The following is a 15484-nucleotide window of genomic DNA, read 5'->3' on the forward strand; positions in this document are numbered from 1 at the left end:
TTAACTATCGGTGCATGGAACGCACCCTACAAAGTGTTCAATTTGTTAATGGTTATCCTTGTCAGAGTCCTGATCAAAATCCTCAATCTCAACAGTTAAGCTATGCAAAAAATCATCACTCTGCGCCAGTAACTTAGCCAAGCGCTGCTCATTAATAACGCCCGCTAACTCAGCAGAACTAAATGACTGTTCTTGACTGTAGTACAACTGCTCACGAGCACTATCATGGCCTTGTAGTGCTTGCAAATACTGGGTCACGTTATCAGCGCTAGAGCTTAAATTAACATCCTTCTTATCATCACTTTTTGAGTCATTTGTCATCGAAACCACCTTATACCACTTGGCGTTATTAGGCCATCTAACGGCACGTCCCAAGATTGCCTGACTAGCTGCTCGACTACTTGAAAGTCATAGCACCAGCCTATTTTTAATGGTTTCTTATAACCGGACTGATAGCTTTTGCTCAGCGTCGTATCATAAAAGCCACCGCCCATCCCCATTCGATTACCTTGAGTATCGACCGCAGTCAATGGACAGACTATCAAGTCCAGTTCACTGGCCCATAGCAGACGACGATGATGGTTTTGTTTCATACCTAAACTATGGATACGAGTTGGGACGTTTATTAACTTGTTATGATAAATCGGTACAAAACGCAGTCGCTTATCATCGTGACCAAGCGAGCCAACCACAGGTAAGTAAGGCTGATAATTTAGACGCAAACACCAATCCAATAGCGGCTGAGTTGGCAGCTCACCAAAGCCGTCATAATAAAGACCGATTCGCGCATTGGCAGGCAAGCGCTGCTGTAGCTTGACTAAATGCAGGCTGGCATCACGCGCGAAATGCTGTCGTTGATTAGTGGTTAATAGCCGACGCTGGCGAGTGAAATGTCTTCGAGGTGGGTGGGTTAAGGTATTTACGTAATCATTCTGCTGGACGCTATTGATAGAGCCACTATCATTATCAGTGATAGCGGTTATCATATTTTCAGTCACATTTGAATTAAGGTCAAGTCTAGGGCTTGCTGGGTTATCAGCTACCCCTTTAATTTCAGTGCTTTGGCTGGACTTTCTGGTTATCGATATTTGCGTATTAGACATCCAAGCCCCTTATACTCATTAACTAGTGGTCTTGAGGAAATTTATGATAAGTCATGCTATCATAATGACGCTTTACATCCTATTTTCCTTTTTGTGCAGCGGGTGTTGCACTTTATACCGTCAAACCATCCACTAACGAATTATCGAAGAGGGCAGTTATGTCGACACAGAATCAGGCAACGCGTACTGAAAAAGATACTATGGGCAACGTAGAAGTGCCCGTTGATGCCTATTGGGGCGCGCAAACCCAACGTAGCCGTGAGAACTTTAAAATCGGTGGCGAGACTTTGCCACGTGCGATGATAGAAGCGATGGCGCTAGTTAAGAAAGCTGCGGCGATCACTAATGCTAGCCTTGAGCGTATTGATACTGATAAGCGTGATTTGATTATCCAAGCTGCTGACGAAGTCATTAACGGTGGCCTGCAAGATCAGTTCCCGTTAGTTGTTTGGCAGACCGGCTCTGGTACGCAGTCAAACATGAACATGAACGAAGTATTGGCTAACCGTGCTAACGAAATCGCTGGTTCTGAGCGTGGTAGCTATCAGCCTATCCACCCTAACGATCACGTCAACCATGCACAATCAACCAATGACAGTTTCCCAACGGCTATTCGTGTCGCTGCAGCTCGTCAAATCAATAGCTTATTGATTCCAGCTATTAAGTCATTACGCGATACTTTAGATCATAAAGCCAAAGAATTCGATAGCATTGTGAAGATTGGTCGTACCCATTTACAAGATGCTACGCCTTTAACTTTAGGCCAAGAGTTTAGCGGCTATGTCAGCCAACTTGACCACTCATTAGTGCGTATTGATAATGCTTTACAAGGCTTATATGAGCTACCATTAGGCGGTACAGCGGTCGGTACTGGTCTTAACGCGCATCCTGACTATGCGGTAAAAGCCGCTGAGCAATTAGCCACATTGACTAACTTGCCTTTTGTTACCTCACCCAATAAGTTTGAAGCTTTAGCTGCTCGTGATGCAGAAGTATTCGCTTCTGGTGCGCTGAAGACTTTAGCCGCTAGTCTCAATAAAATTGCTAATGATGTACGTTGGTTAGCCTCTGGTCCTCGTTGTGGTCTTGGCGAGTTAACTATCCCTGAAAACGAGCCAGGCTCTTCTATCATGCCAGGCAAAGTCAACCCAACTCAGTCAGAAGCTATGACTATGGTGGTGGCGCAAGTGATGGGTAATGATACCGTTATCAATATGGCCGGCGCATCGGGCAACTTTGAGTTGAACGTTTTTAAACCAGTAATCGCTTATAACTTATTGCAATCTATCCAGCTATTAGGCGATGCTTGCAACAGCTTTAACGATAATTGCGCAGTTGGTATTGAGCCAGTAAAAGACAAAATCGATGATTTCTTGCATAACTCATTGATGCTAGTTACGGCGCTTAACCGTCATGTCGGCTATGAAAACGCTGCTAAAATCGCTAAGACAGCTTATAAAGAAAACAAAACTCTTAAGCAAGTAGCCGTTGAGCTAGAGCTGCTAACTGAAGCTCAGTTCGATGAGTGGGTGACGCCTGCGGATATGGTGCATCCTTCTTAATGTAGCCTTTGTTTCTGGCTTAATAAAGAGACCTTGTCGCCCTTTATATTAGGATGTGGCAAGGTCTTTTTTTGGTTGATATTTTTATATATTATATAGTGGATATAAGCTCAAAGATTGCTTATGGATTACTATAGCTATTATTATACACATGCAGAATTTTGGAAAAAAAGACAATAACCTAAATCGGAGTAAATAATGATTACCCATGTACCTAATATGACCTTCAAAACTCGTGTTCGTGATGACTCTATTGGAGGAGATAACCCATTCACTTGGTACGATCTAACCACAGACGAGTTATTTGCCAATAAAAAAGTGGTTGTATTCTCACTACCAGGGGCCTTTACGCCAACGTGTTCAACCAGCCATCTCCCTCGTTATGAAGAACTTTATAATGAGTTTAAGGCGTTAGGCATAGATGAAATAGTTTGTATTTCTGTCAATGATGCCTTTGTCATGTACCAATGGGGCCTCAAGCAAAACCGTGAAAACGTTTTCCTGCTGCCTGATGGCAATGGTGAGTTCACTCGTAAAATGGGTATGCTGGTTGATAAGAGTAATCTTGGCTTTGGTATGCGCTCATGGCGCTATTCGATGCTTGTCGACAATAAAGCCATTAAAAAAGTGTTTAAGGAAGATGATTTTGGCGACAACTGCCCAATAGACCCGTTTGAAGTATCAGATGCAGACACTATGTTAGCGTATTTGAAAAGTAATGCTTAGATGCTATTGAGTTTGTAGCGTGGGTGGTAACCCACGAATTTATAAACCTACTTAATAAAAAGACCTTGTCATGTTATATGGCAAGGTCTTTTTTTAGATGCAATCGGGGCTAAACCATACTCTAAACTATTCATAAATCGTAACTTAGACATTGCTTATAACTGCTAACATGACAAAGTAAGCGTAGGGTGCTTTCCAAAAGTCATCTGCACAGATCGTTTTTATCGATGCATAAAGCGCATTCTACGAGCAAACCCTATATTATAAAGTGATTGAAATATTGAGAGTGAAATTATGTATTCAAAACCAAACCATATAAATAGAGCGGTTCACTTAGGGTTATGGCTAGCTTTAGCAGTTGGATTCGGTCTATCGGCATCAGCAAGTGATAAAGTGATAACTGAACAGTTTAAGGTACAACAGGAGCGCAACTCACAAAATAGTCTTGCTGAGAATAATGAGTTAGAGAATGAAGTTGCAGAGGACTACAGCCAAACTATGAGTGAGCTTTTAGAAGCTGCCAATGAAGGAGATGTAGACGCTCAATATGTTATTGGAGCGATGTACTTTGAAGGCTTAGATGTAGACAAAAACTATGTTGAAGCTAGAAGGTGGTTTTTAAAAGCAGCCGAACAAGGGGAAGCAAACGCTCAATATGCTTTGGGGGCAATATATGGCTCAGGATTAGGGATAGCCTCTGATTATATAGCTGCGGCAAAGTGGTTTGAGAAATCTGCTAATCAGGGTAACGTCAATGCTCAATTCTTTATGGGTTTGCTTTATTTTGAAGGCAAGGGAGTAGAGCAAGATTATTTAAAAGCTAGAGAATGGTTCGATATCGCTGCCCGTCAAGGAGATCCAAAATCACAAGTAAACTTAGGGTGGATGTATTTATATGGTTTAGGGGTTAATCCTGATCATGTAAAATCTTTGATTTGGTATAAAAAAGCTAAAGAACAAGGAGATAATTCCTCTTTCCATCCCCTTGGCATTAGAAAACAGCAATAGATATAAAGTAACTAAAATGATAGTGCATCAGTAGGTTGGGCGGAGCTTGCGACCCCTCAACAGCTCATTATGCAATAACCATAATTTGTCATAAAATATAGGTTTCAACAGTTTTTGTAGGCTGTGGCTTTAGCCCAGCAACAGCTAGGCAAAAATACCTTTGTTAAATAAAAAAAAGCAGCTTAGCTAACGAGCTATAAGTTATGCCCTGTCAAATTGTATAATCAAAAGCGCTGGGCTAAAAGCGCCAGCATACGGTGATCTTTCTATTTTAAATAATGGTTTGTAGATTTTTGGCTGTGGTAGGGTGCCGTTCTACGCACTCTAAGCTTAACTCACCCTACAAGTCATACTTTTAACAGCTAGGCAAAAATACCTTTGTTAAATAAAAAAAGCAGCTTAGCTAACGAGCTATAAGTTATGCCCTGTTAAATTGTATAATCAAAAGCGCTGGGCTAAAAGCGCCAGCCTACGGTGATCTTTCTATTTTAAATAATGGTTTGTAGATTTTTGGCTGTGGTAGGGTGCCGTTCTACGCACTCTAAGCTTAACTCACCCTACAAGCCATACTTTCAACAGCTAGGCAAAAATACCTTTGTTAAATAAAAGAAGCAGCTTAGCTATCAAGCTATCAAGCTATCAAGCTATGCCCTGTTCAATTGTATAATCAAAAGCGCTGGGCTAAAAGCACCAGCCTACGATAATTTTTCTATTTTAAATAATGGTTTGTAGATTTCTAGCTGTGGTAGGGGATATACACACAAATCCATTAATTTTGCCCAAAAAAAAGCTGGGCTAAAAGCCCAGCCTACGCCAAATACTAAAATTTAGCTTTTAAGCTGATATTGCTAAAACTTATATAGCAAACCAAGGGTAGAAGTTGCGTCTACACGCGAGTCAACCATCGGGCTGTCGTATTGCTCATTGGCTAAGTAGCTTACGCTTTGATTAGCAAATCCTGCCCATTTATCACTAAAGTCGTAGTTAGCGCTGACGTTGATATAAGGGTTTAAACTACTATTAGACTCGTAAGCATCAACGCCTGTACGTGCTGACTCTTCGTTACTAACCCCGTAGTAATAATTATTATAATCCGCATCATGGTATTCAAAACCAAAGCTTGGATAGACAGTTAGCTTGTTCTTGCTAACTTTACCAATGTAAGATAAACGACCAGTATTGCCACCACTACGATCTAAGATATCAGCAGCATATTGGGCACGGAAGCCACCAACAGGAGTAAGACGCTGATAGCTTAAGCCGGCCGCTGCTGATAATTTACGCTCATCAAGACCCGATAGCGCCCCGCTAGCATCATCAGGATCGAATGAATTACCATCGAGTTGTGCATAAGCTGATAGCTGATTGGTACCATCATTGATTAAGTACGCACCAGCTTGAGCACCGCGCGCATAAAATCTATTATTATCATAAAAAACCCCCGGCAATACTCGTACTTGATTCTTATCAGTATCATAAGCACTGTTGGTATATAAAACATTTATGCCAACGCTTAACTCAGCGTCTGGATCAGTAGGTATGTTTTTAAACAAGGCAGCATTTGCCATACCGGCTGTAGCTAGCAAAGTAACGGCGGCGGTTGATGCCAATACAGTGCGGGTATTAATAATAGATAGTTTAGACATAGTCGGATCTCATAAGCGATGAAGAATAAGGTGAAGCTGAGCACTACTTTATTGAGCAGCTAATACTTTTAATATTTGATTATGAATATCTAGCCACCACCAGCTAAAGCCTATAGCTATAATTATCATAATAATCCAAGGCAGTAGTTGCCAAAGCATAGCGGGTTTTGCTGCTAGCACTGCAGCATAGCTATTCGTGATCTGAGGGTCATCACTGGCATCAGAATGAACATCAGCACCAATATTGCTATTCAAATCAGCTGGGTCAAAGGCTTGGTTTATATTAGTATTATCAGCTAAGTTTACAGGGTTATTGACATTATTATTGGTATAAATGCGCCGGTCAACTGTATAACTTTGATTGGTATTATCGAGGTGTGCTGAGTCTTTATTGAAATGACTGCTATCAGTACTGTTAACAGCTGGCTCAGTAGAGTACATAGTGGAAGGCGGCTCAGTGCGATAGACCGCTACTGGTATAGCTGCTAGCTGAGCTTTGAGACGCTGACGATAAGCGATACCGAAGCCTAAAGCCATAATGGCACCAGTGATAGCGCCACCAATATGACCTGCATTATCGATACCAGGTACTGCAAAGCCGTAGACTAGGTTGATACCCATGACCATCACTAAGCTTTTTAAGTTGAGCACCATGTTATTGACTGAGATCTTAAACAAGGCTGCCACTAGCAGCGCTGCACCAATACCCATAATGCCACCAGAAGCGCCAGCAGATAATCCGGGCTGCCCTGTACCGTCCAAAATGCTCAACCAAGTCATCTGATTGTTGAGCAAGTTACCCCCTATCACTGCCAATAAAAACAGCGCTAGAAACTTGCTTGAACCAAACATCGGCTCCGCAACCTGTCCGAAGAAGTACATGGCAAAACCATTGAAGAGTAGATGCATCAAGCCAATGTGTAAAAATCCACTACTCACTAAGCGCCAAGGCTGATCGCCCATGCTAAAAGGCAACGCATTGGCGCCCCAGTATAATAAAGCTTCAGTCGTTGGACTATTGGCATCGACACCAGTTAACACTTGTAGGATATACAGACAGATAAAGCTGATTAGCAATAGAGTCGTTAACGGTGCCGTTTTAAATAATTGCTTGATAGTCATAGTGCTAAATATCAGTTAAAAGTTATAGGTAGAGTATAAAAGATATCTGCATTATAAACAAAATTACTGCTGTTATCGATGCTACCAGCGCATAGGGGCGACATAAGGTAGCGATGTTTTGAGCTGCTCAAACGAGCCTCTGACTAAGATGTCGTCGGTGACCTGATTGATATCAGTATGACCACAAAAAGCCATCGTAGTATCACACTCCTTATAAATCAGCTCAAGTGCTCGGCGTACCCCATCTTCACCATAAGCGCCGAGGCCATATAAGAACGCTCGCCCAATCATAGTACCGTTAGCGCCTAAGGCCATAGCCTTGAGCACATCTTGCCCAGAGCGAATACCGCTATCGAGCCAAATCTCAATCTGACTACTCTCCGCACGTACCGCTTGCACAATATCACTAAGCGCAGCGATAGAGGAGGGAGCCCCATCTAATTGACGACCACCATGATTAGAAACTACTAGCGCATCGGCACCACTGCGAGCGGCTAATACGGCATCTTCAGGCTCCATAATACCTTTGATAATCAGCTTGCCACCCCACATATCTTTGATACGCGCCACATCGTCCCAGCTCAGTGCTGGATCAAATTGCTCCGCTGTCCATGCCGACAACGATGAAATATCCTCGACGTTTTTTGCATGACCAACGATATTACCAAAAGTGCGTCTTTTGGTGCCCAGCATATTTAGACACCATTCAGGCTTAGTCATTAGATTTAAGATGTTAGCAAGGGTTGGCTTTGGTGGCGCAGACAGACCGTTTTTGATGTCTTTGTGGCGTTGACCAAGCACTTGTAAGTCAGCAGTGAGGATCAGGGCAGAGCAGTTGGCAGCTTTAGCCCGTCGAATCAGGTTAGCGATAAAATCCTGATCACGCATCATATAGAGCTGAAACCAAAACGGCGCACTAGTGTTTTCTGCTACATCTTCAATAGAGCAAATACTCATGGTCGATAGTGAAAATGGCACACCAAACTTTTCGGCAGCACGCGCTGCATGAATCTCACCATCCGCCCACATCATCCCGGTAAAACCAGTCGGTGCTATGGCTACTGGCATACTAACTGGCGTACCTAGCATTTCAGTGGCCAGCGAACGTCCTTCCATATTAACTAATACCCGCTGGCGCAGCTTGATACGATCAAAGTCGGTTTCGTTATTGCGATAAGTAGTTTCGGTCCATGAGCCTGAATCGACATAATCATAAAACATCCGAGGAATCTTGCGCTCTGCTACGCGGCGTAAGTCTTCAATCTCAGTAATTTTGCTTAAGTTTTTCATGGGTTTTTCCTTATTTACCAAACAAACAGCTTAATGAGTGCCTAGTGCTAATAGCTGTTTAACTATAAAGCTGACGCTACCACAACTATCATGGTAGCGTCAGCTCGAATACTTCTAAGGGTCTACTAACTATTTATGATCTGGCAGTTATTAATAATCAATAATTAATAATTAACTAATAACTGACCAATAGGTAGGTGATATAGGTTAACTATCTACTGTGGACTGCACCTTTTTTTTACCAGTCATGGCCATTAGTCCAAAGAATACTATTGGCCAAATCACTGCTAAGATCCACCATATTATATTACCAAAGATAATACCCATGCCAATTAATCCTGCTTGAATGACGTAATAGGTCATCGCCAGCAAGGTTTTGCGAATAACGTAGCCTTCTTTATCCATGAGTCCCACTACTGCGCAAGCGGCGACCACGTTATGCACGGCAATCATATTACCAGCTGCTCCGCCTACGGCTTGTAGAGCGACCACTTGGGCGGCAAGATTAGTATCGAAGCCAATTTGGCTGGCAGTAGACCATTGAAAGTAAGAGAACATCATATTACTAACCGTATTCGAGCCTGCAATAAAGGCACCCATTGCCCCAATCCACGGCGCTACTAATGGCCATGCATTTTGGAAAGCACCAGCGGCACTTTCAGCCAATAGTATCGGCATAGCTGGTAGGGCATTAACCACATCAGCGGCGGAACCAGAGTTAATAAATACTTGTACCATAGGCACAGAAAGCAGTAGGGCTGGTGCAGCGTCAACCATAGTTCTGGCTGAATTGCTCCAACTACGTTTTACTGCTTGCGCATTCATCTTGAATAATAAAATACATAGTAATGAGCTGATAATTAAAATAGTACCCGGAGAGTAGGCCAGCTGTATTTTACTAGATATGGTGGTACCAAATAGATTGCTAAATTCGATGGTAGTCATATCACCAGTTAAGAACGCTTTGAGCGGCGCTACTACTCTCGTTATAATCAATAAACCGATAACCACCAGATAAGGAGAAAACGCTCTGACCAAAGAAAACTTCGGGGCAATAGTGTCATCGTACTTTTCTTCAGGCAACGAGCCTAACCAGTCTTTGTCCCATTTAGCTCTTGGCGCAAAATGAAAAATCTCTTTAGGCATCAAAAATCCACGTTTTGCGGCAGGCAATACGATCATTAAGCCGATAAAACCACCAACGAGTGACGGAAACTCTGGGCCTAGATATTTGGCTACTAAGAAGTAAGGAATAGTAAAGCTAAGGCCGGCAAAAATAGCAAAAGGCCAGACCTTTAATCCTTCAACAAAAGAGCGTTTCTCACCAAAGAATCGGGTCAAGAAAGCCACTAGGATTAGCGGAATTAAAAAGCCTACTACCGCATGAATAAGACCGATATTAGCGGTGATTTGTAATAGATAGTTTTCTGGAGATAGCGGAGCAATAGCTTGAGTGATATCTTCTTTATCATTGATTCCTGTCCATACCCCAAGTAATACGGGAGTACCTACCGCGCCAAATGATACTGGCGTCGATTGAATAATAAGCACAGCCATAACGCAGGCCATCGCCGGAAACCCTAAGGCGAGCAGTAGCGGTGCCCCAATAGCAGAGGGAGTACCGAATCCCGATGAGCCTTCGACCATTGAACAAAATAGCCAAGCGACAATGATGGCTTGAATACGTCTATCGGGTGAGATATCCATAAACCCTTTACGAATGGCGATGATAGCACCGCCTTCTTTTAGGGTATTCAATAATAAAATGGCAGCAAAGACAATAAACAATAAGGTGAGGGCAACGATGACACCGTTTGCTGTAGCGGCAGCTACTTGCGCACCACTAGCTTGCCAGACGAATAAAGCTAACAGTGCAGTCACTAAATAGGCAACGCCCATCGATATTTTGGCGGGTAGCCGCATAACTACTAACAGCACGAGAACTACTAAAATGGGCGCTAAGGCCAAAAATGTATACATTTGAACAATCCTTGTTTCAATGTGTACTAGTCCATTATTTCACTAAGCTTGCCTCAATGAAGCTAAAGTCATATCAAATATTTTTGCATATTGCTTGGTTTATTAGTGTTTGACTCTATCTGGCTTTTGTTTTTTATAAGGGACTGAACATAGAATGAAATTGATACAGTTAATAGGTAGAAATTTGCCTAGCCAACGTCAGGAGTTGACTCATTAAACAACATAGCAAAAGTCAAAAAATTTTACTAGTAAATAATCTCTAATTACAGAAATCAGTACGGCTATCTAGTAGATAGCAGGATAAAGCTTGGCGGTTACGGTGCAACACGCCAAACAGTATACAGCTAACCCCTACTTTTACCCGAATATTTGAATTTATGTAGATTATTTTAATAGGGATGAAGCGCTTAGCAGTAGGCGGTTAGCGACAAAGTGCCTGTTATCGGGTAGGAGTAGTGCGGCTATTGTTATATTTATATTCGAGCGCGTGCTATCTCATTGCTTAAAAGCTAACTATGGCTAACATAATAGCAAGATAAGTGAGGTAAATTAACGGTTAATAATCAGACAATAGCTGCTGCAAATCTAGTACTGAGAAGGGCCAATCTAAACGCTTATTTACAGTTAGTAATACTGGAATGCTAGTGGCAAAGCTCAGCATCAAAGTTTCATCAAAGTCAGCGATATCGACATTTTGGTAGTTAAGCGGCTGTACCGCTTGTAAACGCATGAGTATATTTTCGGCCTCATCGCATAAATGACAGCCTGAGGTACCTAGTAGCCACCATTGCTGCTGATGTTCAGCTTTACTGAGCTTAGGTGTTGCCTTAATAATAGCCGCTCGTAGTGCTAGCATAGGATCAGAATAGTTCATACAGTTACTCATATAAAAAACTTATAGCCAAGCGCTCGAGAGTAAAATAGCTACTTAGAGTGCTGGCTAACGCAGTGGTTTGTTGGAAATATTGTGGCTAGTTATAAGGGTGAGAAGTGTCAGGTATGATAAAGAAATCAGCCTAATAATAACAGCAGCAGTGACACAGATAGTGAGATTGGGTAAGATAGCCTACTAATCAGCTTCGATCTTGGTCACTTATTATTCTTTTAATCAATTGGACACTTAGCGCATGACAAGTTTTGGCGGATTTATCAAACGGCTATTACTGGCAGTAGTACTGTTAATGATAGCTTTTCATGTGTTGGTAGCAGGACTGTTGTTATTGTGGAAGACCCAGCCTATTAATAACAGTATGTTTATGCTTACGCATCGACTCACTGGTGGCAGCGTTACTCAGACTTGGGTAGATTATGATCAGATTGCTAAGTCCGCCAAACAAGCAGCTATAGTCAGCGAAGACTCAACCTTTAGTCAACACAATGGCTTTGACTTTAAAGGCATTGAATTAGCTATGAAGAAGAACGAAGCGACTGGCAAATCCTCTGCTGGCGGTTCTACTATCACTCAGCAGTTAGCCAAAAACTTATTCTTGACCTCACATCGCTCTTACATTCGTAAAGGCGAAGAAGCAGTGGTTACGGTAATGATCGAAGCCTTTTGGGACAAGCCACGTATTCTAAGTGCTTATCTTAACGTCGCAGAATTTGGCGATGGTATTTATGGTATTGAGGCCGCTGCACAACACTATTTCGATAAATCAGCTGCCGATCTAAACCGTGATCAGTCAGCACTGCTCATTGCCACTTTGACCAACCCTAAATATTATGAAAATAATCGCAACGATAGACGTTTACGTAATAAGCAGCGTATTATAAAAAAACGCTTAAACAACGCCGCTTTACCGCAAGAGGCTTAACTATAAAAATAAAAGCAGTCATTAATTTGCAGTACTAATATTTTATGATGTTAAGCTTTTATTCTAATACGCCTTTACAACATCAAGTCTAATAAATCTAATAACTAAAATTTGTATCATCAAAATAGCCTAAGTAATACTAGTAGTAGAAAAGTAACAGTGACATTATTATCCTCTATAGTAGCTACAGCACTGAAGAATTATAGTAGCAATCAGCGTAGATAATAGTGCCTAATGACAACCTGGAGTAGGAGCATGGCAATAGTGAAAAGTAACAATAATAACGGTAATGATAATATTAATAATGATAGCAACACCGTTAGTAGTGAGAGCAGCGCTCTGCTTAAGCATCCTCCTCTTAGCCAAATTGATTGGCAGCGTTTTGAGGATGGTAGTTATTCTTCGAACAGCTATATCAACCGTGACTTATCTTTATTGCAGTTTCATCTACGAGTACTAGCACAAGCGGCAAGTCCCCTGCATCCTTTGCTTGAGCGCTTATTCTTCTTAATTATCTTTTCATCGAATATAGATGAGTTCTTTGAGATTCGAGTAGCTGGTCTTATGCAAAAGCTCAGTGTCGGTGATGCGGCGCATAGCCCTCATGGTATGCGCCCAAGCGAAACTTTGAGCGAGATATCAGCGATTACTCATAAAGCTATCGAAGAGCAGTATCGTATTTTGAATGAGGATATTTTGCCAGCGCTAGCGGAGCAAGATATTCGTTATCTAAAGCGTGATGAGCTTAATAGCGAGCAGTCGGCTTGGATGAAGCGTTACTTTATTGAGCAAGTATCACCAGTATTGACACCGATCAGTATTGATCCGGCCCATCCTTTCCCCCGTTTAGTTAATAAAAGCTTGAACTTTATTGCCAGTTTAGAAGGTAAGGACGCTTTTGGTCGCGATATTAATTTAGCCATAGTACCAGCACCCCGTAGTCTGCCACGAGTCATTCGCCTACCTGATGAGTTAACGGGTGGTAAAGAGCACCATGTAATGCTCTCGGCAGTGATTCATGAGCATATCGGTGACTTATTTCCAGGAATGAATGTCACCGGTTGCCATCAGTTTAGACTGACTCGTAATGCGGATTTGGACTTGGCTGATGATGTCGATGACATTGCCAAAGCCTTAGAAGGTGAGCTTGAGAATCGTCGCTTCGGTGATAAAGTGCGGCTTGAGGTGACTACTGACTGTCCAACGCCTATTAGTAACTATCTGCTTAACCAGTTTGAGTTAAATGAAAAGCAGCTGTACCGAGTTAATGGTCCAGTGAACCTAACTCGTTTATTATTTGATTTTAATATCCCTAATCTACGCTATCAGCCTTTTACTCATGTCCTACCCAAAGCATTTCGCCGCGAATTTGATAAGCTCGATCGCAGCACTAGTATGTTTGGTGCGATGCGTAAAGGGGACGTATTAGTACATCATCCTTTTCATTCTTTCTCACCCGTTATCAACTTGTTATGGCAAGCCGCTAACGATCCTAAAGTATTAGCGATTAAACAAACTTTATATCGCTCCGGTACTAACTCTGAGATCGTCCAAGCACTGGCTGCTGCTGCGCGCAATGGTATAGAAGTTACCGCTGTTATCGAATTACGCGCTCGTTTTGATGAAGCATCCAACATCGCCGTTGCTAATTATTTGCAAGAGGCAGGCGCAGTAGTGGTCTACGGTATAGTAGGTTATAAAACTCATGCCAAGCTAATGCTGATCGTGCGCCGTGAAGATGACAAAATCATTCGCTACGTGCATTTGGGAACCGGCAACTATCATGCGGCCAACGCCAAAGTTTATACTGATTATGGCTTGTTTACCGCTGACCCTGATATCTCAGAAGATGTACATAAAATCTTCCAAGAGCTTACAGGTATGGGCAAGCCTGCTAATCTAAAAAAACTACTTCATGCGCCTTTTACTTTGCATGAGCAGCTTATGCGCTTTATTGATGACGAGATTGCTCATGCCAAAGCTGGCAAGCCCGCTCGTATTATCATCAAGACTAATGCTTTAACTGAGCGTCGTCTGATCGATAAGCTTTATGATGCCTCACAAGCAGGGGTTAAAATTGAGCTTATTTTGCGCTCGATGTGTTGCCTGCGTCCACAAGTACAAGGCTTGTCTGAGAATATCACTGTACGCTCGATCATTGGCCGCTTTTTAGAGCATACTCGGGTTTATTATTTCCATAATAATGGCGATGAGCGCTTGTACTGTGCCAGTGCCGATTGGATGGATCGCAATCTATTCCATCGAGTAGAAGTCGCCTTTCCGATTCAAGATAAAAAGATGTTTAAACAGATCTACCAAGATGGTCTGCTCAATTATCTACAAGATAATGTGCAAGCATGGAGTTTGGAGGGCACAGGAAAGTGGCAACAGCTACAGCCAAGTGCTACCGAGACCGCTCACATTGCACAAGATTATCTACTAAAGACTATTAGTGGTGTTGGTGACGCCTAGATGCTTAGCAGTCCAAGCTTTGCTAATAGCATTGGCGGGGTATCACTAAGTAATGCTGATAAGAGTAACAGATAGCTAGCGGTAGTTAATAACTCCTGAGTCTGACAGTAATAATATCTATCAAAAACCAAATACGGCTACTAAGCTATATTTGGTTTTTTTTGCAAAACAGAGTGAGTTACAAACCGTGTTTTAACCTCACATATATTCACATATTGATACCGCAGTACACTAGAGTGGGAATCAGATAATTACTTATACTTAAGTGGTTTATAGTATTCAATATTACTGCTGGCAAACTACTACTTGCCCATTACTGACTTGCTATTAAGCGCTAAAGTTATTGAGCTCAGATTTTAGATAAAAGGCTTATACGGGGTTAAACCTAACTTTTAGAGCACATGTTTTGAAGGTACACAGTTTTTAGAGTAATTTTAGAGTACATAGTTTTTAGAGTACATAGTTTTTAGAGTACATAGTTTTTAGAGTACATAGTTTTTAGAGACAGTAGCCATTGTGAATATTGCACCTTAATCGCTGATAGGAGAGGTTATGAATAGCTTAGATGATGATTTAGAACCAAAGTCCGCAGTAACCGCAGCCGTAGAAAAATCTGATGCCGAGCAGATCGACAGTAATTTGAACCAGCCTGGACAGAATGATAAACCGCAGAAGTTGACGGCAGAAGAATCTACCCCTTTTATTGATGAAACATCTCGTACTGATAAGTAAGCTTACTACTAATAATAATCATGACACTT

13 protein-coding genes are annotated in these 15484 nt (G+C 41.9%); 6 read left to right on the forward strand and 7 right to left on the reverse strand.

Going from position 1 to position 15484, the window contains the following annotated elements:
* Positions 1-45: 45 nt before the first annotated feature.
* Both KZA12_RS00405 and KZA12_RS00410 read right to left on the reverse strand, forming a co-directional pair.
* Positions 46-321 carry a hypothetical protein gene (locus tag KZA12_RS00405; RefSeq protein WP_201623157.1) on the reverse strand — a complete coding sequence of 92 codons (276 nt, stop codon included), beginning with the start codon at positions 319-321 and terminating at the stop codon, positions 46-48.
* Positions 318-1103 (reverse strand): 5-formyltetrahydrofolate cyclo-ligase, encoded by a 786-nt coding sequence (locus KZA12_RS00410; protein WP_256932758.1) that lies wholly within the window; start codon positions 1101-1103, stop codon positions 318-320. The genes KZA12_RS00405 and KZA12_RS00410 overlap by 4 nt, the downstream gene beginning before the upstream one ends.
* A 158-nt stretch (positions 1104-1261) precedes the next feature.
* Here KZA12_RS00410 and fumC point away from each other — a divergent pair, with 158 nt between their 5' ends.
* The 3 genes from fumC (at position 1262) to KZA12_RS00425 (ending at position 4399) form a co-directional block, all read left to right on the forward strand.
* Positions 1262-2665 (forward strand): class II fumarate hydratase, encoded by a 1404-nt coding sequence (gene fumC, locus KZA12_RS00415; RefSeq protein ID WP_218688846.1) that lies wholly within the window; start codon positions 1262-1264, stop codon positions 2663-2665.
* A 198-nt stretch (positions 2666-2863) separates the two neighbouring features.
* Entirely contained in the window at positions 2864-3391 is a 528-nt protein-coding gene (locus KZA12_RS00420) for a peroxiredoxin (protein WP_201623159.1), read from the forward strand.
* Positions 3392-3685: 294 nt separating this feature from the next.
* Positions 3686-4399 (forward strand): tetratricopeptide repeat protein, encoded by a 714-nt coding sequence (locus KZA12_RS00425; RefSeq protein WP_218688847.1) that lies wholly within the window; start codon positions 3686-3688, stop codon positions 4397-4399.
* Between the two features lie 848 nt (positions 4400-5247).
* Here KZA12_RS00425 and KZA12_RS00430 read toward each other — a convergent pair.
* The 5 genes from KZA12_RS00430 to KZA12_RS00450 all read right to left on the reverse strand — a co-directional run bounded on the left by KZA12_RS00430 (position 5248) and on the right by KZA12_RS00450 (position 11311).
* A complete protein-coding gene (locus KZA12_RS00430; protein ID WP_201623164.1) occupies positions 5248-6045 on the reverse strand; it encodes a MipA/OmpV family protein in 798 nt (265 codons plus the stop codon).
* 48 nt (positions 6046-6093) lie between these two features.
* Complete coding sequence (locus tag KZA12_RS00435; protein WP_218688848.1) at positions 6094-7167, reverse strand: rhomboid family intramembrane serine protease; 1074 nt, start codon at positions 7165-7167, stop codon at positions 6094-6096.
* 81 nt (positions 7168-7248) lie between these two features.
* Positions 7249-8457, reverse strand: a complete 1209-nt coding sequence (locus KZA12_RS00440; RefSeq protein ID WP_201623166.1) for an alpha-hydroxy acid oxidase — start codon at positions 8455-8457, stop codon at positions 7249-7251.
* 207 nt (positions 8458-8664) lie between these two features.
* Positions 8665-10437, reverse strand: a complete 1773-nt coding sequence (locus KZA12_RS00445) for an L-lactate permease (protein WP_218688849.1) — start codon at positions 10435-10437, stop codon at positions 8665-8667.
* 556 nt (positions 10438-10993) lie between these two features.
* Positions 10994-11311: a glutaredoxin family protein gene (locus KZA12_RS00450; RefSeq protein WP_201622388.1), complete on the reverse strand. Its 318-nt coding sequence runs from the start codon at positions 11309-11311 to the stop codon at positions 10994-10996.
* Between the two features lie 253 nt (positions 11312-11564).
* Here KZA12_RS00450 and mtgA point away from each other — a divergent pair, with 253 nt between their 5' ends.
* From mtgA to KZA12_RS00465, 3 genes are all read left to right on the forward strand, one after another.
* On the forward strand, positions 11565-12251 hold the full coding sequence (mtgA, locus tag KZA12_RS00455) for a monofunctional biosynthetic peptidoglycan transglycosylase (RefSeq protein ID WP_201622389.1): 687 nt from the start codon (positions 11565-11567) through the stop codon (positions 12249-12251).
* Between the two features lie 255 nt (positions 12252-12506).
* The gene (gene ppk1 / locus KZA12_RS00460; RefSeq protein WP_218688850.1) at positions 12507-14723 is read left to right on the forward strand and encodes a polyphosphate kinase 1; all 2217 of its coding nucleotides are present in this window, start codon (positions 12507-12509) and stop codon (positions 14721-14723) included.
* A 552-nt stretch (positions 14724-15275) separates the two neighbouring features.
* On the forward strand, positions 15276-15455 hold the full coding sequence (locus KZA12_RS00465; protein ID WP_218688851.1) for a hypothetical protein: 180 nt from the start codon (positions 15276-15278) through the stop codon (positions 15453-15455).
* Positions 15456-15484: the final 29 nt, after the last annotated feature.

Origin of the sequence: Psychrobacter sp. BF1 (genome assembly GCF_019279065.1) — a bacterium.
Lineage (GTDB): Bacteria > Pseudomonadota > Gammaproteobacteria > Pseudomonadales > Moraxellaceae > Psychrobacter > Psychrobacter urativorans.